Origin of the sequence: Micromonospora citrea (genome assembly GCF_900090315.1) — a bacterium.
Taxonomy (GTDB): domain Bacteria; phylum Actinomycetota; class Actinomycetes; order Mycobacteriales; family Micromonosporaceae; genus Micromonospora; species Micromonospora citrea.
In genome coordinates this window covers 992,635-1,015,492 of the sequence record NZ_FMHZ01000002.1, presented here as the reverse complement: position 1 = coordinate 1,015,492, position 22,858 = coordinate 992,635, and the positions used below count along the sequence as shown (strand labels likewise).

At 74.7% G+C, this 22,858-nt stretch carries 19 protein-coding genes; 10 read left to right on the top strand and 9 right to left on the bottom strand.

From position 1 onward, the window contains the following. Positions 1–33 precede the first annotated feature (33 nt). The 7 genes from GA0070606_RS04805 to GA0070606_RS04775 all read left to right on the top strand — a co-directional run bounded on the left by GA0070606_RS04805 (position 34) and on the right by GA0070606_RS04775 (position 10,967). Positions 34–1,059: a glycosyltransferase family 4 protein gene (locus tag GA0070606_RS04805; RefSeq protein WP_091107305.1), complete on the top strand. Its 1,026-nt coding sequence runs from the start codon at positions 34–36 to the stop codon at positions 1,057–1,059. Then, the gene (locus GA0070606_RS04800) at positions 1,056–1,892 is read left to right on the top strand and encodes a class I SAM-dependent methyltransferase (RefSeq protein ID WP_091095424.1); all 837 of its coding nucleotides are present in this window, start codon (positions 1,056–1,058) and stop codon (positions 1,890–1,892) included. Before GA0070606_RS04805 ends, GA0070606_RS04800 begins: the two co-directional genes overlap by 4 nt. 57 nt (positions 1,893–1,949) lie before the next feature. Continuing rightward, positions 1,950–2,894: a lysylphosphatidylglycerol synthase transmembrane domain-containing protein gene (locus GA0070606_RS04795; protein ID WP_091095422.1), complete on the top strand. Its 945-nt coding sequence runs from the start codon at positions 1,950–1,952 to the stop codon at positions 2,892–2,894. A 12-nt stretch (positions 2,895–2,906) separates the two neighbouring features. Next, positions 2,907–3,563 (top strand): GTP cyclohydrolase II, encoded by a 657-nt coding sequence (locus GA0070606_RS04790; RefSeq protein ID WP_091095420.1) that lies wholly within the window; start codon positions 2,907–2,909, stop codon positions 3,561–3,563. Continuing rightward, positions 3,556–4,248, top strand: a complete 693-nt coding sequence (locus GA0070606_RS04785; RefSeq protein ID WP_091107304.1) for a RibD family protein — start codon at positions 3,556–3,558, stop codon at positions 4,246–4,248. The genes GA0070606_RS04790 and GA0070606_RS04785 overlap by 8 nt, the downstream gene beginning before the upstream one ends. A 419-nt stretch (positions 4,249–4,667) precedes the next feature. Then, positions 4,668–9,188: a HAMP domain-containing protein gene (locus GA0070606_RS04780; RefSeq protein WP_425413027.1), complete on the top strand. Its 4,521-nt coding sequence runs from the start codon at positions 4,668–4,670 to the stop codon at positions 9,186–9,188. A 168-nt stretch (positions 9,189–9,356) separates the two neighbouring features. After that, a complete protein-coding gene (locus tag GA0070606_RS04775; RefSeq protein ID WP_091095419.1) occupies positions 9,357–10,967 on the top strand; it encodes a hypothetical protein in 1,611 nt (536 codons plus the stop codon). A 46-nt stretch (positions 10,968–11,013) separates the two neighbouring features. Here GA0070606_RS04775 and GA0070606_RS04770 read toward each other — a convergent pair whose 3' ends face one another. From GA0070606_RS04770 to GA0070606_RS04755, 4 genes are all read right to left on the bottom strand, one after another. Next, the gene (locus GA0070606_RS04770; RefSeq protein WP_091095417.1) at positions 11,014–11,580 is read right to left on the bottom strand and encodes a GNAT family N-acetyltransferase; all 567 of its coding nucleotides are present in this window, start codon (positions 11,578–11,580) and stop codon (positions 11,014–11,016) included. Positions 11,581–11,664: 84 nt separating this feature from the next. After that, positions 11,665–12,507, bottom strand: a complete 843-nt coding sequence (locus GA0070606_RS04765) for an ABC transporter ATP-binding protein (RefSeq protein WP_091095415.1) — start codon at positions 12,505–12,507, stop codon at positions 11,665–11,667. A gap of 53 nt (positions 12,508–12,560) precedes the next feature. After that, positions 12,561–13,586 (bottom strand): FecCD family ABC transporter permease, encoded by a 1,026-nt coding sequence (locus GA0070606_RS04760; protein ID WP_091095413.1) that lies wholly within the window; start codon positions 13,584–13,586, stop codon positions 12,561–12,563. Next, a complete protein-coding gene (locus GA0070606_RS04755; protein ID WP_091095411.1) occupies positions 13,583–14,683 on the bottom strand; it encodes a FecCD family ABC transporter permease in 1,101 nt (366 codons plus the stop codon). Before GA0070606_RS04755 ends, GA0070606_RS04760 begins: the two co-directional genes overlap by 4 nt. A gap of 67 nt (positions 14,684–14,750) precedes the next feature. Between GA0070606_RS04755 and GA0070606_RS04750 the strand changes: the two genes are divergently transcribed. Together GA0070606_RS04750 and GA0070606_RS04745 are read left to right on the top strand one after the other, a co-directional pair. Continuing rightward, the gene (locus GA0070606_RS04750; protein ID WP_091095409.1) at positions 14,751–15,788 is read left to right on the top strand and encodes an ABC transporter substrate-binding protein; all 1,038 of its coding nucleotides are present in this window, start codon (positions 14,751–14,753) and stop codon (positions 15,786–15,788) included. After that, positions 15,785–16,630: a siderophore-interacting protein gene (locus tag GA0070606_RS04745; RefSeq protein WP_091095407.1), complete on the top strand. Its 846-nt coding sequence runs from the start codon at positions 15,785–15,787 to the stop codon at positions 16,628–16,630. Before GA0070606_RS04750 ends, GA0070606_RS04745 begins: the two co-directional genes overlap by 4 nt. Before the next feature lie 42 nt (positions 16,631–16,672). Here the strand turns inward: GA0070606_RS04745 and GA0070606_RS04740 are convergent, their stop codons facing one another. The 5 genes from GA0070606_RS04740 to GA0070606_RS04720 form a co-directional block, all read right to left on the bottom strand. After that, on the bottom strand, positions 16,673–17,158 hold the full coding sequence (locus GA0070606_RS04740; protein ID WP_091095406.1) for a GNAT family N-acetyltransferase: 486 nt from the start codon (positions 17,156–17,158) through the stop codon (positions 16,673–16,675). Positions 17,159–17,325: 167 nt separating this feature from the next. Beyond that, positions 17,326–18,867: a serine hydrolase domain-containing protein gene (locus tag GA0070606_RS04735; RefSeq protein WP_176737237.1), complete on the bottom strand. Its 1,542-nt coding sequence runs from the start codon at positions 18,865–18,867 to the stop codon at positions 17,326–17,328. Positions 18,868–18,893: 26 nt separating this feature from the next. Beyond that, complete coding sequence (locus GA0070606_RS04730) at positions 18,894–19,217, bottom strand: hypothetical protein (protein ID WP_091095402.1); 324 nt, start codon at positions 19,215–19,217, stop codon at positions 18,894–18,896. Further along, positions 19,214–19,549 carry an ArsR/SmtB family transcription factor gene (locus tag GA0070606_RS04725; protein WP_091095400.1) on the bottom strand — a complete coding sequence of 112 codons (336 nt, stop codon included), beginning with the start codon at positions 19,547–19,549 and terminating at the stop codon, positions 19,214–19,216. Before GA0070606_RS04725 ends, GA0070606_RS04730 begins: the two co-directional genes overlap by 4 nt. Before the next feature lie 204 nt (positions 19,550–19,753). After that, the gene (locus GA0070606_RS04720) at positions 19,754–21,307 is read right to left on the bottom strand and encodes an NAD(P)/FAD-dependent oxidoreductase (RefSeq protein ID WP_091095398.1); all 1,554 of its coding nucleotides are present in this window, start codon (positions 21,305–21,307) and stop codon (positions 19,754–19,756) included. A gap of 214 nt (positions 21,308–21,521) precedes the next feature. Here GA0070606_RS04720 and GA0070606_RS04715 point away from each other — a divergent pair, with 214 nt between their 5' ends. Further along, positions 21,522–22,781, top strand: a complete 1,260-nt coding sequence (locus GA0070606_RS04715) for a hypothetical protein (RefSeq protein WP_176737236.1) — start codon at positions 21,522–21,524, stop codon at positions 22,779–22,781. Positions 22,782–22,858 lie beyond the last annotated feature (77 nt).

Sequence of the window (22,858 nt, the reverse complement as noted above, 5' to 3'; positions counted from 1 at the left end):
GGTCCGGCGACGGCGCGGCGCCGCGCGTCGGTCGTGCACGTCGTGCTGCCGAACGACATCGACGACCCGGCCGCGCCGAGCGGCGGCAACACCTACGACCGCCGGCTCTGCCGGGGCCTCGCGGCGGCCGGCTGGAGGGTCCACGAGCATGCTGTGCCGGGCGGCTGGCCCCGCCCCGACGCGACCGCGCGCGCCGGGCTCGCCCGGGTGCTCGCGGCGCTGCCCGACGGGGCGGTGGTGCTGCTCGACGGGCTGGTCGCCTCGGCCGCGCCGCAGGCGCTGACCCCGCAGGCCCGGCGGTTGCGCCTCGTCGTGGTGGTGCACCTGCCGCTGGAGCACGACGCGGAGGGCGCGGCCCTGGCCGCCGCCGTCGCGGTCGTCACCACCAGCGGGTGGACCCGGCGGCGGCTGCTCGACCGGTACGCGCTGCCCGCCGGGCGGGTGCACGTCGCCCCGCCGGGCGTCGACCCGGCCCCGCCCGCCCCCGGTACGCCGGCCGGCGGGCGCCTGCTCTGCGTCGCCGCGGTCGCCCCGCACAAGGGGCACGACGTGCTGGTGGAGGCGCTTGCCGTGGTCGCCGACCTGACCTGGCAGTGCGTCTGCGTCGGCGCGCTCACCCGGGATCCCGGGTTCGTGGCGGCGCTGCGCCGGCGGGCGGCCGGGCACGGCCTCACCGGTCGGGTGCGCCTGGTCGGCCCGCGCACCGGGGCGGCCCTCGACGCCGCGTACGCCGCCGCCGACCTGCTGGTGCTGGCGTCACGCCGGGAGACGTACGGGATGGTGGTCACCGAGGCCCTCGCGCGCGGGATCCCGGTGCTGGGCACGGCCGCCGGCGGGCTGCCCGAGGCCCTGGGCCGCGCGCCGGACGGCGCGTACCCGGGCCTGCTGGTGCCTCCCGACGATCCGGCCGCCCTGGCGGGGGCGCTGCGGCGCTGGCTCGGCGACCCCGGGCTGCGGGGGCGGCTGCGGCGGGCGGCGCGCGACCGGCGCGGCACCCTCGACGGCTGGCCGGCCACCGTCGCGGCGACCGTCGCCGTGCTGGCGGAGGCGGCGGCATGAGCGTGGACCTGCCGCCGCACTTCGCGGACTGGCTGGCGCTGCGCGAGCCCGCCGACGCGGCGGCCCGCGCCGGTGACCTGGCGGAGCTCGTCCGGCGCCGGCTGGCAGCCGGCGCCGACCCGCTCGCGCCCGCCGGGCCGCTCGTCGTGCACGACCTCGGCGCCGGCACCGGCTCGATGGCCCGCTGGCTGGCGCCGCGCCTGCCCGGCCCGCAGCACTGGATCCTGCACGACGGCGACGCCGACCTGCTGGCCCGGGCGGTCGCCGGACGGCCCGACGCCGCCGCCGACGGCGCGGCGGTCACCGTCGAGACCCGGCGCGGCGACCTGACCCGGCTGACCGCCGCCGACCTGGCCGACGCGTGCCTGGTCACCGCGTCCGCGCTGCTGGACATGCTCACCGCCGAGGAGGTCGAGCGTCTCGTCGCGGCCTGCGCCGGCCGCCCGACGCTGCTGGCCCTCTCGGTGACCGGGCGGGTGCGGCTCACCCCGGCCGACCCGTTCGACGTGGAGGTCGCCGCCGCGTTCGACGACCACCAGCGCCGCACGGTCGGCGGGCGCGCCCTGCTCGGGCCGGACGCCGTGCACGCCTGCGCGGCGGCGTTCGCCCGGCACGGCGTCGAGGTGCTGCTGCGGCCCAGCCCGTGGCGGCTCGGCCCGGCGCAGGCCGCGCTGGCCGGCGAGTGGTTCGCCGGCTGGCTCGACGCGGCCTGCGAGCAGCGGCCCGAACTGGCCGGCCCGGCCCGGGCGTACGCCGGTCGCCGCCGCGCCGAGATCGCCGCCGGCCGGCTCGGCGTCGTGGTGGAGCACCTCGACCTGCTGGCCGGCGGCTGAACCGGGCGGGCGTGCGGGGCGTGCCTACCGGAAGGAAGATCGTCGAGGGAGGGCCGAGTGGGGGCGACGGCGACCGTGCCGACGCGGCGGTTCCGCGCGTGGGCGCACGCGCTCGGCGGCCTGGCCGTGCTTGCCGCCCTGCTGGGCTGGCTGGGCGCCGGCCCGTTCCTCGACGGCCTCCGCCTGATCGACGCCCCGGCGCTGGCCGCCGCGCTCGGCATCGGGTTGTTGACCACCGTGTGCTGCGCCTGGCGGTGGAGCCTGGTCGCGGCGGGGCTGGGCGTGAAGCTGCCGCTGCCGACGGCCGTCGCGCACTGCTATCGGGCGGTGTTCCTCAACGCGACGCTGCCCGGCGGTGTGCTCGGCGACGTGCACCGGGCGGTGCGTCACGGCCGCGACGTCGGCGACGTCGGCCGGGGCGTGCGCGCGGTGGTCTGGGAGCGCGCCGCCGGGCAGGTGGTGCTGGCCGCCGTCGCGGTGGTCGTGCTCGCCGCGTTCCCGTCGCCGGTCCGGCCGCACCTGCCGGCCGCCGCCGCGCTGCTGACGGCGGCCGGTCTCGGCGTCGTCCTGCTGGCCCGCGCGCTGCCCGGCGCGGGGCCGTCGCGCTGGGCGCGGGCGGCGCGCGCCGCGGCGGCCGACGTGCGGTCCGGGCTGCTCGGCCGCCGGACGTGGCCGGGCGTGCTGGTGGCGTCCACCGTTGCCGTCGCCGGCCACCTGGCCACGTTCGTGCTGGCCGCGCGCACCGCCGGCTCCACCGCCCCGCTGGCCCTGCTGGTGCCGTTGACGCTGCTGGCGCTGCTGGCCATGGGGATACCGGCGAACGTCGCTGGTTTCGGCCCCCGGGAGGGCGTGGCCGCGTGGGCGTTCGGCGCGGCCGGCCTGAGCGCCGCCGAGGGCGTGGCCACCGCCATGGTGTACGGGGCCCTGGTGCTCGTCGCGAGCCTTCCCGGCGCCGCCGTCCTGGTGGTCCGTCGTGTCCGCGTGCCCGCCAACACCGTCTGACGAGGAGTCCGAGTGCCCGAAACCCCGCCCGCCGCCACGGTTCGTACGCAGGTCACGGTCCCGCTGAGGTTTTCCGACGGCTACCTCGCCACCGCGCGGGTGTTCTCGTTCGACGGTCTCGTCGACGGCCGGGAGCACCTCGCGTTCGGCCTCGGCGACCGGGCCGGACCCCTCGACGGGAGGGTGGCGCGGCCGGTCCCGCCGCTGGTGCGCCCGCACAGCGAGTGCCTGACCGGGGACGTGTTCGGCAGCCGGCGCTGCGACTGCGGCCCGCAACTGCGCGAGGCGGTCGAACGCATCGCCGACGCCGGCGGCTACCTGCTCTACCTGCGTCAGGAGGGCCGGGGCATCGGCCTGTACGCCAAGCTCGACGCGTACGCGCTGCAGGACGCCGGGCTGGACACCTACGAGGCGAACCTGGCGTTGGGCCACCGGCCCGACGAGCGGGACTACACCGTCGCCGCGCAGATGCTCGCCGCGCTGGGCGTGGACCGGGCCGCCCTGCTCAGCAACAACCCGGACAAGGCGGCGCAGCTCGCCCGGCTCGGGGTGACGGTCACCGCGCGGGTACCCACCGGCGTGCACCTGTCCCCGGCGAACGCCGGCTACCTGGCGGCCAAGGCCGGCCGTGGCGGGCACGCCCTCGACCTCCCGCTCGTCCGTGACTGACCGCCCGTACGTCCTGCTCAGCTGCGCGACGTCGCTGGACGGTTACCTCGACGACGCCAGCGCGCAGCGGCTGCTGCTGTCCAACGAGGCCGACCTGGACCGGGTCGACGAGGTGCGGGCCGGCTGCGACGCGATCCTGGTGGGCGCGGGCACGGTCCGACGTGACGACCCGCGGCTGCTGGTCCGCTCCGCGCGGCGCCGGGCCGCCCGCCTCGCGCGGGGCCTGTCCGCGTCGCCGACGAAGGTGACGGTGACCGGCTGCGGCGACCTGGACCCGGCCGCCCGGTTCTTCACCACCGGCGAGGCCGACCGGATCGTCTACTGCGCGAGCCCGGCGGCGGAGCAGACCGGGCAGCGCCTGGCCGGCCGGGCCACGGTGGTGGACGCGGGCGAGCGGGTCGACCCGGCGTGGGCGCTGGCCGACCTCGCCGGCCGGGGCGTGGAGCGGCTGATGGTGGAGGGCGGGGCGAACGTGCTCGGGCAGTTCCTCACCGCCGGCCTCGCCGACGAGCTGCACCTGGTGGTGGCCCCGTTCTTCGTCGGCGACCGGCGGGCGCCCCGGTTCGTCGGCGACGGGACGTTCCCCTGGCATCCCGGCCGCCGGGCGCGGCTGGTGGAGACCCGCCAGATCGGCGACGTGGTGCTGCTCCGCTACGCGCTGTCGGACCGCTGCGCCGCCGACTGAGCGGGCGTCGTCCTGGACGCCCCACGGCCCTGCCCCCGGACGGCCGGTCGGGCGTCGTCCTGGACGCCCCACGGCCCTGCCCCCGGACGGCCGGTCGGGCGTCGTCCTGGACGCCCCACGGCCCTGCCCCCGGACGGCCGGTCGGGCGTCGTCCTGGACGCCCCACGGCCCCGCCCCCGGACGGCCGATCGGGCGTCGTCCCGGCCCCGCGCCGCCGCACCCCACGGGCCGATCGGGCGCCGCCCCGGCTGTCGGGGGGAGCCGGTTTCGGGCGGGGTGCCGGCGGCGCGGGGCCCGGGTCGGTCAGGCCGGCGACGGCCTGTCGCGCTGCCCGCGCGGCCGCCGGCCGGACTGTGCATACTTGCGCGGTTGATGTCGTGCCGGTGGGCGGGCCCCCGGCGGCTGCGAGGTGGTCTGTGGTGGTCGAGAAGACGGCGGCGCGGCACAGCCCGGCAGCCGGTGGCGGCGCGGCGATGGCCGACCCGGGGCTGCGGCAGCTGCTGGCCGGCCTGACGGCGGTGCGCGACGGCGACTTCGGCACCCGGCTGCCGGAGGACGCCGACGGCCTGCTGGGGGAGATCGCCACCGTCTTCAACGGCATGGTGGACCAGCTGTCGCTGTTCACCTCCGAGGTGACCCGGGTGGCCCGCGAGGTCGGCACCGAGGGGCAGCTCGGCGGTCAGGCCGAGGTGCCCGGGGTGTCGGGCACCTGGAAGGACCTGACCGACTCCGTCAACGCCATGGCCGGCAACCTCACCGACCAGGTCCGCGACATCGCCGAGGTGGCGACGGCGGTGGCCCGGGGCGACCTGTCGCAGAAGATCACCGTGGACGTGCGCGGCGAGATCCTGGAGCTGAAGATCACCATCAACACGATGGTGGACCAGTTGTCGTCGTTCGCCGACGAGGTGACGCGGGTGGCCCGGGAGGTGGGCAGCGAGGGGCGCCTCGGCGGCCAGGCGGAGGTGCCCGGGGTGGCCGGCACCTGGCGCGACCTCACCGACTCGGTGAACTTCATGGCCGGCAATCTGACCAGCCAGGTGCGCAACATCGCCCAGGTCACCACGGCGGTGGCCCGGGGCGACCTGTCGCAGAAGATCACCGTCGACGCCCGGGGCGAGATCCTGGAGCTCAAGAGCACCATCAACACGATGGTGGACCAGTTGTCGTCGTTCGCCGACGAGGTGACGCGGGTGGCCCGGGAGGTCGGCACCGACGGGCGCCTCGGCGGTCAGGCCCAGGTCAGCGGCGTCGCCGGCACCTGGCGCGACCTCACCGACTCGGTGAACTCGATGGCCGTCAACCTCACCGACCAGGTGCGCAGCATCGCGCAGGTGGCCACGGCGGTGGCCCGGGGCGACCTGTCGCAGAAGATCACGGTCACCGCGCACGGCGAGATCCTGGAGCTGAAGAACACCATCAACACGATGGTGGACCAGTTGTCGTCGTTCGCCGACGAGGTGACCCGGGTCGCCCGGGAGGTCGGTACGGAGGGTCGCCTCGGCGGGCAGGCCGACGTCAAGGGCGTCTCCGGCACCTGGAAGGACCTCACCGAGTCGGTCAACGTCATGGCGGACAACCTCACCGCGCAGGTGCGCAGCATCGCCGAGGTGACCACGGCGGTGGCGAAGGGCGACCTGACCCAGAAGATCCGGGTCGACGCGCGCGGCGAGATCCTGGCGCTGAAGGAGACCATCAACACGATGGTCGACCAGCTCTCCGCGTTCGCCGACGAGGTGACCCGGGTGGCCCGGGAGGTGGGCACCGAGGGCCGCCTCGGCGGCCAGGCGCGGGTGTCCAACGTGGCCGGCACCTGGAAGGACCTGACCGACAACGTCAACGAGATGGCCAACAACCTCACCAACCAGGTGCGCTCGATCGCGCTGGTGGCCACCGCCGTGGCCCAGGGCGACCTGAGCCGGCAGATCACCGTGGAGGCCAAGGGCGAGGTGGCCGTGCTCGCCCAGACCATCAACACGATGGTCGGCACGCTCGGCGCGTTCGCCGACGAGGTGACCCGGGTGGCCCGGGAGGTGGGCACCGAGGGCCGACTGGGCGGCCAGGCGCGGGTGCCGAACGTGGCCGGCACCTGGAAGGACCTGACCGACAACGTCAACTCGATGGCGAACAACCTGACCGGCCAGGTGCGCAACATCGCCCAGGTCACCACGGCGGTGGCCCAGGGCGACCTGACCAGGAAGATCGACGTCGACGCGCGCGGCGAGATCCTGGAGCTGAAGACCACGATCAACACGATGGTGGACCAGCTCTCGTCGTTCGCCGCCGAGGTGACCCGGGTGGCCCGGGAGGTCGGCAGCGAGGGCCGCCTCGGCGGGCAGGCCGAGGTCGAGGGCGTCTCCGGCACCTGGAAGCGGCTCACCGAGAACGTCAACGAGCTGGCCGGGAACCTCACCCGCCAGGTCCGGGCCATCGCCGAGGTGACCAGCGCGGTCGCCACCGGCGACCTGACCCGCTCCATCACCGTCGACGCCCCCGGCGAGGTCGGCGAGCTGAAGGACAACATCAACTCGATGGTGGAGTCGCTGCGCGAGACCACCCGCACCAACCAGGAACAGGACTGGCTCAAGACCAACCTGGCCCGCATCGCCGGGCTCATGCAGGGCCACCGGGACCTGGACGTGGTCGCCGGCCTGGTGATGAACGAGCTGGCCCCGCTGGTCTCCGCCCAGCTCGGCACGTTCCTGCTGGTCGACGAGGGTGCCGGCGGCACCGGCCTGCGGGTGGTCGGCGGGTACGGGCACGACACCACCGGCCGCCGGTACGCCCTCGGTGAGTCCCTGGTCGGGCAGGCCGCGGTGAGCAAGCGGGCGATCGTGGTGGACGCCGTGCCGGCCGACTACGTCACCGTCTCCTCCAGCCTCGGCGCCGCCGCCCCGCTGCACCTGGTGGTGCTGCCGATCCTCTTCGAGGACCAGGTGCTCGGCGTGATCGAGCTGGCCGGCATGAGCCGCTTCACCGAGGTGCAGCGCGACTTCCTCGACCAGCTCACCGAGACCCTCGGCGTCAACGTCAACACCATCGTCGCCAACGCCCGCACCGACGTGCTGCTCACCGAGTCGCAGCGACTCGCCGCCGAACTCCAGGCCCGTTCGGAGGAGTTGCAGGCCCGCTCCGAGGAGCTCCAGCGTTCCAACGCCGAGCTGGAGGACAAGGCGGCCCTGCTGGTGCGGCAGAACCACGACATCGAGACCAAGAACTCCGAGATCGAGCAGGCGCGGCAGGAGCTGGAGACGCGGGCCCAGCAGCTCGCGCTCGCCTCGAAGTACAAGTCGGAGTTCCTCGCCAACATGAGCCACGAGCTGCGTACGCCGCTGAACTCGCTGCTCATCCTCGCCCAGTTGCTGGCGCAGAACCCGAACCGCAACCTGACCGCCAAGCAGGTCGAGTACGCCACCGTCATCCACTCCGCCGGCACGGACCTGCTCCAGCTCATCAACGACATTCTCGACCTGTCCAAGGTGGAGGCCGGGAAGATGGACATCAACCCGGAGACCTTCGAGGTGTCCGCGCTGCGCGACTACGTCGACGCCACGTTCCGGCCGCTGACCACGCCCCGGGGGCTGGAGCTGGAGATCAGCACCGGGCCGGGCGTGCCGACGCGGCTGCACACCGACGAGCAGCGGCTGCGGCAGGTGCTGCGCAACCTGGTCTCCAACGCGGTCAAGTTCACCGAGCGGGGGCAGGTGCAGCTGCGCATCGAGCGGGCCGCACCGGACGAGCTGCCCGACGGCTTCGCCCCGGGCGGCACGGTGATCGCGTTCCGGGTGATCGACACCGGCATCGGTATCGCCGAGCAGCACCTGACCGCGATCTTCGACGCGTTCCAGCAGGCCGACGGCACCACCAGCCGGCGGTACGGGGGCACCGGCCTCGGGCTGTCCATCAGCCGGGAGATCGCCCACCTGCTCGGCGGCCGGATCAAGGCGCACAGCGTGCTCGGCCAGGGCAGCACGTTCACCCTCTACCTGCCGGTCGGCGCCGTGCCGACGGCCGGCGCGGAGGCGACCACGGACGGCGGGCCGTCGCCCTGGGCGCTGCCGGCCGCGCTGCCGCCCGCCGTCACGCTCTCCCCGGGCGAGGTCCGCCGGGTGCTGGTGCTGGAGCGCCACGACAAGGGGCTGCTGACGCTGCTCGCCCAGGGCGTCGCGGCGGACCTCGGCGAGGCGCACCCGCAGGTGGAGATCTCCACCGCGGTGGACGTGGCCTCGGCGCTGGAGACGCTCTCCGGCGGGCGGCACCACCTGCTGGTGCTCCAGCTCGACCTGCCCGACGACGGCGGGACCACGCTGCTCAGGACGCTGCACGACGATCCGGCGCTGCGCGGGGTGCCGGTGCTGGCGTACCACGGTCACCCGCTGGCCGCCGGCCAGCAGAGCCTGCTCCAGGCGCTGGCCCACGATCGGCCGCTGGAGGTCCTGCGCAGCCTGGACGACCTGCGCGAGCGGATCGCCCTGCACCTGACGGCGGTGACCCCCGAGCGGGTGCTGCCGTTCGCGCCGGTGCTGCCGGCCGACCGGCCGGTCGCCGACGCGCTGCCGGCCGACCTGAGCGGCCGCAAGGTGCTGGTGGTGGACGACGACGCGCGCAACGTCTTCGCGCTCACCAACATCCTGGAGCTGCACGGTCTCGACGTCGTCTACGCCGAGAACGGGCGGCAGGGCGTCGAGACGCTGATGCGCCACGACGACATCGACCTGGTGCTGATGGACGTGATGATGCCGGAGATGGACGGCTACGCCGCCACCGCCGCGATCCGGGCCATGCCCCGCTACGCCGACCTGCCCATCATCGCCGTGACGGCCAAGGCGATGCACGGCGACCGGGAGAAGAGCATCTCCTCCGGCGCCAGCGACTACGTCACCAAGCCGGTGGACGCCGCCGACCTGCTCCAGTGCATCCACCGGTGGCTCAACGGCTGATCCCGCCGCCGCGCGCCGCGTCCGGCCCGTCGCCCGCATCCCGGGCGACGGGCCGAGTCGGATTCCGGCCCGTCGCCAACTCGACTCTGTCGATCCGTACGGAGGCGCCGGGTGCTCCGATGCTTCCCACGGCCCGAACGGTTCGGGCCACGGGAACGGAGAGTGCGAGTGGGATCCCAACTCCTGCGTCGGGCCGCCACGGCGGCCGTGGCGCTCAGCTGCGCCGTCCTGGGGTCGGTGGTGGTCGCGGCCGGGCCGGCGGCGGCCAGCCCGATCCGCAACAACACCCCCTGGTCCGTGCTGCTCTGCAAGTTCAGCGACAAGCCGGCGGAGCCCAGGACCCCGTCGTTCTTCGCGAACTTCCTCACCCACGCCGGGCTCGGCACCGGCGGGGTGGCCGACTACCTCGCCGACCAGTCCGGCGGCCGGGTCTCGCTGGCCGGCTCGGCGGTGCGGGGCTGGTACACCATGTCGTACACCCTGGCGCAGTTCCAGTCGATCGACCGCGGCACCCGCATCCAGCGCTGCGTCGACACCGCCGCGGCCAACGGCTACACCGTCCCCGCCGGGCACCGCACCGCCGTCATGCTCAACGACTGGGTGGACTCCGGGGCGGCCGGCGGCCGGGTGCTGCTCGACCCGGGGGCCTGGAACGTCGGGTTCGCCGCCCACGAGATGCTGCACGGCTACAACCTGGGCCACTCGTTCTCCAACGACACGACGTACCAGAACGCGCCGTGGTCGCAGCCGGGCGAGTACGACGACCCGTGGGACGAGATGAGCGCCATGCACATCCACGCCTTCGCCACGGCGAACTACGGCACGAGCGCGGTGGGGCTCAACGCGTTCCACCGCGACGAGCTGGGCTGGCTGCCGAAGAACCGGGTGTTCACGATGGCCGCCGACGGGGTGGCCTCGCGGACGATCACGCTGGCGCCGCTGGAGGTGCCCTCGGCGGCCGGCCCGCAGCTGGTCCGGATCCCGTTCGACCCGGCCGACCTGTTCCACTACTACACGGTGGAGTTCCGCCGCAAGACCGGCTGGAGCGCGGGCATCCCGGCGGACACGGTCCTGCTGCACGAGGTGCGCAACGGCACGCCCACCCTGCTGCGGACCGGCCCCGGCGGCGGCCCGGCGCAGTCGCTCAACGCCAACGGCGTGCAGATCGGCGTGAACTGGATCTCGGGCAACTCCGCCTCGGTCACCGTCACCACCGACGTGGTCAACCGCTGCCTGCAGGGCTACGTCTGGCGGGAGGCCCGCCCCGGCGACCTGGTCTGCGTCACCGGCGCCACCCGCAGCCAGGTCTGGGCGGACAACGCCGCCGCACCGAGCCGCTGGGTCGACGGGCCCTACGGCCCGCACACCTGCGTGTCGGGTTACGTGTGGCGGGAGGCGTACGCCGGTGACGACGTCTGCGTGACCGGCACCCAGCGCAGCCAGGCCGCCGCCGACAACGCCGCCGCGGCGTCCCGCCGCAACCCGGCGCGCCTGGTCTCGGGGCCGAACACCTGCGTCAGCGGGTACGTCTGGCGCGACGCCGACCAGTCCGACTACGTCTGCGTCACCGGGGCGACCCGGTCCCAGGTGCTCGCCGACAACGCCGTGGCCGCGAGCCGCTGGGTCAACGGGCCGTACGGCCCGCACACCTGCGTGTCGGGTTACGTGTGGCGGGAGGCGTTCCTCGGCGACGACGTCTGCGTCACCGGCACCCAGCGCAGCCAGGCCGCGGCGGACAACGCCGCCGGGCGGGGCCGGGTGCTGCGGCCGGGCGGCTGACCCACGGCGTTCCCCGGGCGGGCGACCGCCCGGGGAGCGGACCGGGTCAGCGCCGCCGGGCCTCGAAGGTCTCCCGGTCGAGGAACATCAGCCGGGCCCGCTTGCCGTTCAGGTCGATCAGCGGGCCGGCGACGAAGCCGGTGCGCAGCAGCCGGTCGACCGCCTTGTCGTTGCGCGCGTCCGGCTCCATCACGACGCGCCGGCGTCCCGGGTCGGTGAAGACGAAGTCCAGGAACACCTCCAACAGGGTCCCGGTGAAGCCCGGCTCGGGCCGGCTCGTCGGGCCGATCAGCAGGTGGGCGCCGTGGTCGCCGGGCCGGACGTCGTAGCACTCGCCGACCGGGTCGGCCGTCGGCTCGTACGTCTGGAACAGCGCGACGGGCACGCCGTCGCGGTGCGTCAGCCAGGCGTGGTGGGTGGGCAGCGAGTCGAGGTGGCGGTAGATCTCCTCGACGCGGTCGCGACCGGCGTCGCGCATCCCCCAGAACCGGGCCCGTTCCTCGCCGACCCAGCCGTGGACCAGGTCGATGTCGGTGTCCGGGTCCAGGGGGCGGATCGTCACCCGGCCGAAGCCGTCGACGTCCTGGCGGTAGGTGTTGACGACGTCACGCATCGGTGCCACCGTACGGTGATTTCGGTCGATGCGCACGCGCGGGGCGCGGCGTGGCGGGCCTCCACTCGCGTCGCCGGCCGGCGCTCACGGCCGGTCGCCGGCGGCGGCCACCGCCGGGGCGCCGGCGCTCGCGGCGGGCGACCGGCGGCGGGCGGCGGGGACCACCAGGGGAGTGCCGCTCTCGGGGTCGTCGATGACCCGGCAGGGCAGCCGGAAGACCTCCTCGACCAGCTCAGCGGTGACCACCTCGCGGGGCGGGCCGGCGGCGACCACCCGGCCGTCGCGCATCGCGATCAGGTGCGTGGCGTAGCGGGCGGCGTGGTTGAGGTCGTGCAGCACCGCGACCAGGGTTCGGCCCTGCTCCTCGTGCAGCCGCGCGCAGAGGTCGAGGATCTCGATCTGGTGGGCGATGTCCAGGTAGGTGGTCGGCTCGTCCAGCAGCAGCAGGGGCGTCTGCTGGGCCAGCGCCATCGCGATCCACACCCGCTGCCGCTGCCCGCCGGAGAGCTCGTCGACGGGCCGGTCGGCCAGGTCGGTGACCCCGGTGGCCGCCATCGACTCGGCGACCACCCGCTCGTCCTCGCGCGACCACTGCCGCAGCAGCCTTTGGTGGGGGTACCGGCCCCGGGCGACGAGTTCGGCGACGCCGATGCCGTCCGGGGCGACGGACGTCTGCGGCAGCAGGCCGAGGGTGCGCGCGACGCCCCGGGCCGGCAGCCGGTGGATGTCCTCGCCGTCCAGCAGCACCGCACCGGCCGCCGGCTTGAGCAGCCGGGACAGCGCGCGCAGCAGGGTGGACTTGCCGCAGGCGTTCGGGCCGATGATCACCGTGAACGACTGGTCGGGCACGGCGACGCTCAGGTCCTCGGCGATGGTCCGTCGCTCGTAGGCGAGGGTCATCGCGTTGCCGCTCAGCCGGGACTGCATGCTCCGTGCTCCGTTCTCGTCGTGGTGCGCCCGCCCGTTCGGGCCCGTTCCGTTCACAGCCGGCCGGCCCGGCGTTCGCCGGCGAGCAGCCAGACCAGGTAGGCGCCGCCCAGCACGCCGGTCACCACGCCCACCGGCAGTTGGTGCCCGGGGAAGGCCCGCAGCGCGATCTGGTCGGCGGCGACCACCAGCACCGCCCCGACGACCGCCGCGGGCAGCAGGTTCGGCCCCGGTGCCCGGGTCAGCCGCCGGGCCAGGTGCGGCGCGGTGAGCGCCACGAAGTTCACCGGCCCGGCGGCGGCCGCCGCCAGGGAGACCAGCAGCACCGCCGCCGCCAGCACGACCAGGCGCACCCGCTCCACGCGTACGCCCAGGGCGGAGGCGGTGTCGTCGCCCATCTCGACCAGGCGCAGCGCCGGCCCGAAGCCGACCAGCATCACCGGCACCAGCACCGCCAGCGCGATCAGCAGGGGCAGCGCGTTGACCCAGCCGCGCCCGTCCAGGCTGCCGGTGAGCCAGAGCACGGCGCGCGCGGCGTCCATCAGCTTCGCCCGGGTCAGCAGCCAGCCGTTGACCCCGGTCAGGATCGCCATGGTGCCGATGCCGACCAGGATCAACCGGAACCCGTGCACGCCGCGCCGCCAGGCCAGCGCGTAGACCAGCGCGCCCGTGACCAGCCCGCCGGCCACCGCCGACCAGGCGAGCGCCAGGCTGCTGCCGCCGAGCAGCACCACGACCAGCGCGCCGGTCGCCGCGCCCTGGGTGAAGCCGAGCATGTCGGGGCTGCCCAGCGGGTTGCGGACCAGCGACTGGAAGACGGCGCCGGCCAGCGCCAGCGCGGCGCCGACGCAGAGCGCGGTGACCACCCGGGGCAGCCGCAGCTCGGTGACGATGAACTCCTCGGCCGGGGTCCCGCCGCCGGCGAGGGTGCGCAGCACGTCGGCGGGGCTCATCGGGTAGTCACCGCTGCCGACGGCGAGGACGCTCAGCGCCAGCGCCAGCAGCACGCCGGCGAGGCCGACGGCGACGGCACGGGGGCGCAGCCGCAGGGACAGACCGGAGGCGCGAAGGGTGATCACGGGTGGGCCACCCGCCCGCGCAGCACCAGCCAGAGGAAGAGCGGCCCGCCGACGACGGCGGTCACCGTCCCGACCTGGAGTTCGCCGGGCCGGCTCAGCACCCGGCCCAGCACGTCGGCGCCGAGCAGCAGCACGGGGGCGAGGACGGCGCAGTACGGCAGCATCCAGCGCAGGTCGGGCCCGGTGAGCGCGCGGACCAGGTGCGGCACGAGCAGACCGACGAAGACGATCGGCCCGCAGGCGGCCGTGGCGGCGCCGCAGAGCAGCGTGATGGCCAGGATCACCGTGGCCCGGACGAGCGTGGGCCGCGCGCCGAGCGCGCGCGCCGCGTCGTCGCCGAGCGCCAGCGCGTTGAGCGCGCGGGTGGCGGCCAGGGCGACCAGCAGGCCCGCCGCGATGAACGGCGCGACCGTGCGCACGGTGGCCGGCTCGGCGCCGGCCAGCGAGCCCACCGTCCAGAACCGCAGCCGCTCCAGCGACGCCGAGTCGAGCAGCATGACCGCGCTGACGTACGAGTAGAGGGTGGCGTTGAGCGCCGCGCCGGCCAGTGCCAGCCGGGCGGGGGTGGCCCCGCGCCCGCCACCGACGACGTAGACGGCGGCGGTCACGGCGGCGGCGCCGAGCAGCGCGAACCAGACCTGGCCGCCGAGCCCGCCGATGCCGAGCAGGGCCGCCGCGCTGGCCACCGCCGCGGCGGCGCCGGCGTTGATGCCGAGCAGCCCGGGGTCGGCCAGCGGGTTGCGGGTCAGCGCCTGCATCACCGCGCCGGCCACGCCGAGCGCCGTGCCGGCGAGCAGGCCGAGCAGCGTACGCGGCAGCCGCATCCGGTGCACGACGGCGTACTCGGCGGCGTCGCGGTGCAGCAGGCCCTGCCACACGTCGGCGAGGGGGAGCTGCTTGGCGCCCACGGCGATGCTCAGCACCACGACGGCGGCGAGGAGCAGCACCGACGCCGCGAGGCCGGCGGCCCGCAGCGCGACGTGGCCGGGACGACGCGCGACGGACGGCGCCGGTGGCGCCCCGGCGCGGGAGGAGAGGGTGGCGGACAGTGTGGTCTCCGATGAGGTGCGGAATTCCGGGCCGGGCTTGACAGCGATTTAGGTTAGGTTAACCTAACCCCGCTGTCCATGGTCATTCGCCCGACCCTGATCGAAAGACACCGTCATGCAGAATCCCGTGTCCGCCCGCCGCCTCTCCCGTCGGGGCCTGCTCGCCGCCGGTGGCGCCGCCACCCTGGCCGCCCTGCTCGCCGGCTGCGGCCGGGACGAGGACTCCGCCACCCCCGCCACCAAGAACTCCGGCGGCCCCTGGTCGTTCACCGACGACCGTAACGAGAAGGCGAGCGCCCCCGCCCGCCCGACCCGGGTGGTCGCCTTCACGGGAGCGGCCGCCGCGCTCGTCGACTTCGGACTCGACAAGCAGATCGTCGGCGTGTTCGGCGAGACGAAGCGCGCCGACGGCAGCAAGGAGCCGCAGGCCGGCGACCTGAACGTGGAGTCCGTGGAGATCCTCGGCAACGTCTGGGGCGAGTTCAGCCTGGAGAAGTACGCGGCCCTGCGGCCGGAACTGCTCGTCACCCACATGTACGACCCGGGCGCCTTCTGGTACGTGCCGGACGAGAGCAAGGACAAGATCCTCCCGCTCGCCCCGACCGTCACCATCACCACCGCCCGGGTGCCGTTGACCAAGCCGATCGAGCGGTACGCGCAGCTCGCCGAGTCCCTCGGCGCCGACCTGTCCGCCAAGAAGGTCACCGACGCCAAGGCCCGCTTCGAGGCCGCCGCCGAGTCGGTCCGCCAGGCGGTCAAGGCCAACCCGGGCATCAAGGTGCTCGCCTGCTCCGGCAGCCCCGACCTGTTCTACGTCTCCAACCCCAGGGTCAGCACCGACCTGATGTACTTCGCCGAGCTGGGCGTCGACATCGTCGTTCCCACCAAGCTGGAGGCCGGCGACTACTTCGAGGCGCTGAGCTGGGAGAACGCCGGCAAGTTCCCGGCCGACCTGCTCCTGCTCGACAACCGCAACACCGCCCTGCAGCCCAAGGACCTGGCCGCCAAGCCGACCTGGCAGCAGCTCCCGGCGGTCAAGGCCAACCAGATCACCCCGTGGGACGCCGTGCCCCGCTTCTCGTACGCGGGCGCCGCGCCGCTGCTGGAGAACCTCGCCACCGCCATCCGGGGCGCCAAGAAGGTCACCGCGTGAGCACCGCGGTCGCCCTCCAGTACCGCTTCTTCGCCGCGCGGGTCGTCGGCGCCCGCCGGATCGGGGCCTCCCTGATCCGGGTCACCCTCGGCGGGCCGGAGCTGGCCGACTTCGCCGGCGGCGGCCGCGACCAGAGCGTCTCGCTGTTCCTGCCGCACCCCGGCCAGCCCGCGCCGGTGCTGCCGGTCGAGGCGGGGGAGGACTGGTTCGGCGCGTACCGGGCCATGCCGGCGGACGTGCGCGCGGTGATGCGCTCCTACACCATCCGGGAGCAGCGGCCCGAGGCCTGCGAGGTGGACATCGACTTCGTCAGCCACGGCGACACCGGCCCCGCCTCCCGCTGGGCCCGGCACGCCCTGCCCGGGGACCAGGTGGTGCTGCTCGGCCCGGCCGTGCACGACAACCGCAGCGTCTGCTTCCGCCCCCCGGCCGGCACCGACTCGGTGCTGCTCGTGGCCGACGAGACCGCGCTGCCCGCCGCCGCCGGCATCCTGGCCTGGCTGCCCGCCGACACCCCGGTCCGGGCCTGGATCGAGGTCCCCGACGCGGCGGACATCCGGGAACTGCCCACCGCCGCCCGCGCCGAGGTGCGCTGGGTCGTGCGGGGCGGCACCGCCCCCGGCAGCACCCTGCTGGCGGACGCGGTCCGCGCCGCCCGGCTGCCGGCCGGCACCCCGTACGCCTGGGTCGCCGGCGAGTCGTCGATGGTGCGGGCGGTGCGGCGGCATCTCGTCGCCGAGCGCGGCCTGGACCGGCGGCACGTCACGTTCGCCGGCTACTGGCGGCGCGGCGCCTCGGAGGAGGACCTGCGCGCCGAGGCGAGCGCCGCGGCCGTCGCCTGACCGACGGGCCGGCCGCCGCCCGGACCGGGCGGCGGCCGGTCGTCAGAACTCCTGGTACATCACGTGCAGGCCCACCCGCCCGAGGGTGGGGTGCGCGAACGCGCCGGGCACCGTGCCGACCACCGCGAAGCCCTCCCGCCGGTACAGCTCGACCGCCGAGGCGTTCGACTCGACCACCGCGTTGAACTGCATGCCCGCGTACCCCCGCTCGCGGGCCCAGCCGACCGCGTGCCGGCACAGCGCGGTGCCCACGCCCCGGCAGCGCGCCTCGCGGGCCACCATGAAGCTCGCGGTCGCCACGTGCGACCCCGGCCCGGGGCGGTTGGTGCCCATCTTGGCGGTGCCCAGCACCCGCTCGCCGTCGACCGCGACCACCGTGCGGCCCGGCGCGGCCTCCACCCACGTGTCGTACGCCTGCTCGGCGGTCATCTCCGGGTCGTAGACGAAGGTCTCCCGCGCCCGGACCACCTCCGCGACGATCGGCCACACCTGGGCCCAGTCGGGTTCCTGGAACTCGCGGATCATCATTCGGGCGATGGTATCGGCGGCCCGGCGTCCGCGATCCCCCGCTCGCGCAGCAGCGCGTCCCCGGTGCGGTAGAGCTCGACGAGCAGCGGGCGCAGCCGCGTGCCGATCCGCGGGGCTCTACACCGGTAGCCCGTCCGTGGCGGTTCGCGGCAGTGCCCGCCACTGGCTCATCCGACGGAGACCGGCTCCGAGGTGGACGCGAGGTCGCCGGCTGCGGGCCGCGCGCGGCGGGCTCGCAGCCGGGCCAGGGCGGTCGTCGTGTGGGCCAGTGCGAGGAGCCCGGCCAGGGCGGCCACGGCGACGGTCGCGTGCCCGATGTCCGGCGTCCAGAGCAGCAGCAGGCCAAGACCGCCCACCAACGACGGCAGCACCAGTAGCGCCGCGCCGGCGCCCGCCGCCCAGCCGAGCGCCCAGGCCGCGGACGTGGCCACCGCCCGGCGGCCGGTTCGGGGATCGGCCCGGTGTCGGCGTGTGCCGCGCACGACCGTCGCGATCAGGACGATCATGAGCAGGCCGGCGACGCCGAACAGCGCCGGAGCGACCGAGAGCAGGAGAGTGTCGTTCGTCGCCGGCTGCGGTGGGACACCGAGCAGGATGCGCGCGACGTCGAAACCGGCCGACGCGAGCGCCGGGTCCGCAGCCGGGTGGTAGAGGTTGGCCAGCAGGATCACGGCCAGATCGGCCTCGGGCACGAGCACGACGTGTGCGAAGAAGCCCGGTGTGGCGCCGGCGTGCCAGACCGTCCGGGCGCCGCTGCCGGACAGGACCGTGTCCCGCCAGCCCAGGGCGTATCGACCACCGCTGGCGATGGGCGCCTGGCCGCGGTGCATCCGCGTGACGCCGTCGGCCGAGAGCAGCCGGGACTCCCCGAACCGGCCCTCGTTGAGCTGCGCGGCGGCGAAGTTGCCGAGGTCGGTGAGGCTGCCGGCCAGGTAGCCGTAGGGGACCCCGGACGTGTCGTACGGCGGGTCGAACTCCTGCGCTCGGCCGAGGTAGCGGCGATGGCCGGCGGGCAGACCCAGGCGCTCCGCGTCGGCGGCGGTGGCCGCGGCCTGCCGCATCCGCAGGGGATCCAGCACGCTGCGACGCAGGTGCTCGGCGAAGGGGCGACCCGTCACCTCCTCCACGAGCGCACCGAGCACCATGTAGTTGGCGTCGCTGTACCGGTGCTCGCTGCCCGGCTGCCCGGCCAGCGGCACGTCGGCGAGGTCCCGGACCGCCCGGGCGACTCCGCCCGGTGCGTTGTCGTAGCGGTCCGTCAGACCCGCGGTGATCACCTCGGGCAGGCCGCTGGTGTGGGTGAGCAGTTGTCGGACGGTGACGCGCGCGGTCGCCGCCTCGTCGCTGAGCCGCAGCCAGGGGAGGTGTACACGAGCCGGCGCGTCCAGGCTTATCCGGCCGTCCTCGGCCAGTTGCAGCACCGCCAACGCGGTGAACGGCTTGCTTACCGAGCCGTACAGGAAGGGTGTCTGCGCGGTCACCGGTGTGCCGTCGCCCGCCACCCCGGCGAGGTGTTCCTGCACGACCCGGTCCCCGCGCACCACGGCCGCCGCGAGCCCGGGTATGTGGTTGGTCTTTCGGTAGTGGTCCAGGTATGTCCGCACGCGGTCGGTCTCGTCGCCGGCCGCGCTCGCGGGCGGGCCGCTGGTGATCGCCAGAGCGCCGACCGCGGCCAGCGCCACCGCGAACCGGCGTAGCTGAGGTCTCATCTTCTCTTCCTTCGTGGATCGCTGGCTCATCCGATCTGGCTGAGCAGCCGCTCCAGTTCGGTCAGGCGCTCCCTGACCTGCGCCAGCTCCGTGCGGGTGGCCCGGACGTCCGACCGCAGGCCCTTCAGCTCCGCGACCGTCTGCTGGGCGCTCTCGGCCGACCGGGCCTGTGTGACGCTGGCCTGTTCGGCGAGGCCGCGGTAGTGCGCCTCCCGGGCTGCCGAGTGTCTGGCGCGGTAGACGCCGAGCGCCACGAATGCCACGATCGCCACCAGGGCGATCACCATCACCGTCGACGTGACGATGCCGATCTGGGCGATGTCGCCCTCGGCTGCTGCCGTCGTGCTCACTTCTTGTCCTTTCCGGTGCCACCGGCTTCCAATGTCGGTACGGCCGTCGCGACCGTCGCGGGAGTCAGCGTCAGCGCGAAGGGAACGACCTCGAACCACTTCACCGAGTTGCCGTCGGGCGTCGTCTCCAACGAACCGGCGACGAGCCCGGCGGCCTCCAGGCGCTGCAGGTGCATGTAGAGCAGGGGTCGGTTCATCTCCAGCCGCCGTGCCAGCTCGCTGACGTAGCTGCGGCCCTCGGCGAGCGCAGCGATGATCCGCAGCCGGTGCGGACTCGCGAGCGCGGTGAGCGCAGCGAGCAGTTCATCGCCGTTCGGCTGCGTCCCGTCCATCTCCTGCAACCTTCCTGGGTGTCAGGAAACGCTGACACCCCCCTGTCAGAAAATCTTGACAGGGGGGTGCGGGCGAAGCCAGGACAAGTGGTCTACGTCACGCGACATTGCTGGCAGGTCGGTGGCCGCCGGCATCCGCTCTCGCAGACCGACGGCTGGGCGGGCCTCCGCCGCCGGTTGTGCGCCCCGGCGTACGGGACGGGCTCAGCCGAGGCGTACCTGGGCCGGGCGTTCGGGCCGGACGGCACCGTCGAGGGTGGCGCCGGCCGGGGCGGTGGGCCGGGCCGGCACGATCGGGGCGTCCCGGCCGGTGCCCCGGTGGCCGTCCCCGTCGTGGCTCGACTCCTCGTGGTAGTCCTGCTCCACGTTGACCGACCAGACGTCGTGGTTCGTGCCGCAGGCGATGTTCTCGGCGGTCAGCATCGCCGTCAGCATCGAGTGGTCCTGGTTGTTGTAGCGGTGCATGCCGTTGCGCCCGACCGGGTGCACGTTGGGCACCTCGCGCGCCAGCCACCGGCGGATCACGTCGACGTTGCGCTGGTAGCGCTCGTCGTAGACCGGGTACGCCTTCGGCATCCGCACCACGTACCCGGCCTCGACGACGCCCGGCCGGACCAGGCCGAGCCGCTCCAGCTCGGCCGTCGCGGCGGCGACCAGCTCGGCGTCCGGCGTGCGCCAGGTCTCGTCGTCCTCGAAGACGAAGTACTCCAGGCCGAGGCAGGTGCGGCCGTCCTTGACCAGGTGCGGCGACCAGGAGCCGAAGTTCTGGATCCGGCCGACCTTCACCGCCGGGTCGTGCACGTAGATCCAGTTGTCGGGGAACGAGAACTCCTCCGGGACCACCAGCGCGACGGTCAGGAAGTCCCGGTACCGCAGGTCGGCCGCGGCGGCCAGCACCTCCGGCGGGGCGGCCGGGCGCAGCGCGGCCACCAGCTCCGAGATCGGCATCGAGGAGACGACGTGCTCGGCGGGCTCGGTGCGCTGCCCGCCCGCCCCGCCGACGGTGACGGCGACCGCCCGGCGCTGCTCCGGGTCGCGGTGCACGGCGGTCACCCAACTGCCCGTCTCCACCCGGCCGCCGCGCCGGCGGACCTCCTCGGCGCAGCGTTCCCACATCATCCCCGGGCCGAGCCTCGGGTACTGGAACTCCTCGATCAGGCTCGTCACGTCCTTGCGGTTGCGGCGGGGCAGCACGGCGTTGCGGACCGCCTTGGCCAGGGACAGGTTCTTGATCCGCTGCGCGGCCCAGTCGGCCTGCAACCGGTCGGCCGGCATGCCCCAGACCTTCTCCGTGTACGTCTTGAAGAACATCGAGTACAGCCGCCAGCCGAACCGGGCCGAGACCCAGCCCTCGAAGTGCGACTGGTCCTTCGGCGGGCGCAGCCGGGCGCGCGCGTACGAGCCCATGCACAGCGCGGCCTCCCGGAGCCCGAGGTTGCGCAGGGCGTTCGCGGCGCTCAGCGGGTAGTCGAACAGCGCGCCGCGGTAGTAGATCCGACTCATCCGGGGCCGCAGCAGGAAATCCTCGTCGGGCAGGATCTCGTGCCAGAACTCCTCGACCCGGGCCACCTTGGTGAAGAAGCGGTGCCCGCCGATGTCGAATCGCCACCCGTCCCGCTCGACGGTGCGGCTGATCCCGCCCACCACGTCGTCGGCCTCGAAGACCCGGACGGGGGCGCCTCGCCGGAGCAGTTCGTACGCCGCCGTCAGGCCCGCCGGCCCCGCACCGATGACCACCGTGCCGCGCTCTTCGCCCATGCCGTACCGCTCCCTGCTTCCGTCTGCCGGAGGCGGCCCGCTTACCCGTCATCGGCGGGATCTCACCCGGATCCGCCTTCCGTGCCCCGGCGCCCGCCGACGGGGCGGCGCCGGGCACCCGGCGCGGTCGCACCGCCGCGCCGGCGGCGACGTGTCAACCGGCGCGGAACGGGGATGTGGCACCGTTCGGGCGGCCGGATCGGGAGACGTACTGATGCACAGGTGGCGGGCCGTCGGGCAGGGACGGCGGCGCGCCGCGCGCCTGTCCGCCGGGCTCGCCGGGCGCGGCGACGACCTGCGGCGCGCCGCCGCGCGGGCCGCCGGCCGGGTGCCGGCGCCGTGGCTGTTCGTGGTGGGCGTCTTCGTCGGTACGAAGGTCGTGCTCAGCGGGGTCGGGGTGCTCGCGCTGAGCGCCTTCGACGAGGTGCCGTGGGCGCCGCCGCCGGACGAGACGACGATGCGCGAGCAGCAGCGGGCGATCTCCGGGCGCCGCTGGCTGCACCTCTGGTTCGCGTGGGACTCGTTCCTCTACGACCACCTGGCCCGGCTCCCGCTCGACGAACCGTGGCGGGACTTCGGCTTCCCCCTGCTCTATCCGTTCCTGGCCCGGCCGCTGGCCCCGCTGCTGGGTGGGGACACCGCGCTGGCGCTGCTGCTCGTCGCCAACGTCGCCTTCCTGCTGATGCTTTTCTACGCCCACCGGCTGGGCGAGCGGCTGCTCGGCGACGACGCGTCGGCCCGCCGGTTCGTGCGCTACCTGGTGCTGCTGCCGGCGGCGTTCCTGTTCCAGGCGGCGTTGACCGAGTCGCTCTTCCTCTGCCTGGCGCTCGCCGCCTTCCACTACGCCGAGCGACGCCGGTGGCTGCTGGTCGGCGTCGTGGGGTTCTTCCTGGCGCTGAGCCGCTCGGTCGGGTTCTTCGTGGTGCTCCCGCTGGCCCTGGTGCTGCTGCGGCAGCACGGCTACCGGGCGGGCCCGCGCGCGCTGTGGACGTACGTCCGCGTCGGGTGGCCGCTGGTGCTGGTGCCCGCCGGCTGGCTGAGCTTCATGGCGTTCTGCCGGTGGCAGAGCGGCGACTGGTTCGCCTACAAGCACGCCCAGGAGAAGGGCTGGGGCATCTCCGTGCAGAACCCGCTCGCGGTGCTGTGGCACGGCCTGACCGACGCCCCGACCCGGGACGCCCTGCGGGTGTGGGTCGCCGTCGTGGTGCTGGTGGTCCTGCTCGCGGGCGCGCGCCGGCTCGGGCTGCCCTATCTCGCGTACGGGCTGATCATGGTCCTGGTGCCGCTGTCGATGGGTCCGCCGGTCTACAAGAGCCTGCTGCGCTACCTGCTCGCCGTGTTTCCGGTCGGCCTGGTGCTGGCCCGCTGGGCCCGGCACGCCACCGCCGACGCCTGGCTGACCGCCGCCCTCGCGCTCCTGCAGGGGGCGCTCTTCGTCGTCTGGCTCGCCTACTGGACCCACTTCATCATCTAGTGCGGGCCGAGCCGACCGGAGCGTCCTCACCGGCACGGCCGTTGCCGACTCGTGGCCGCCTCCCTAGACTGCGTGGG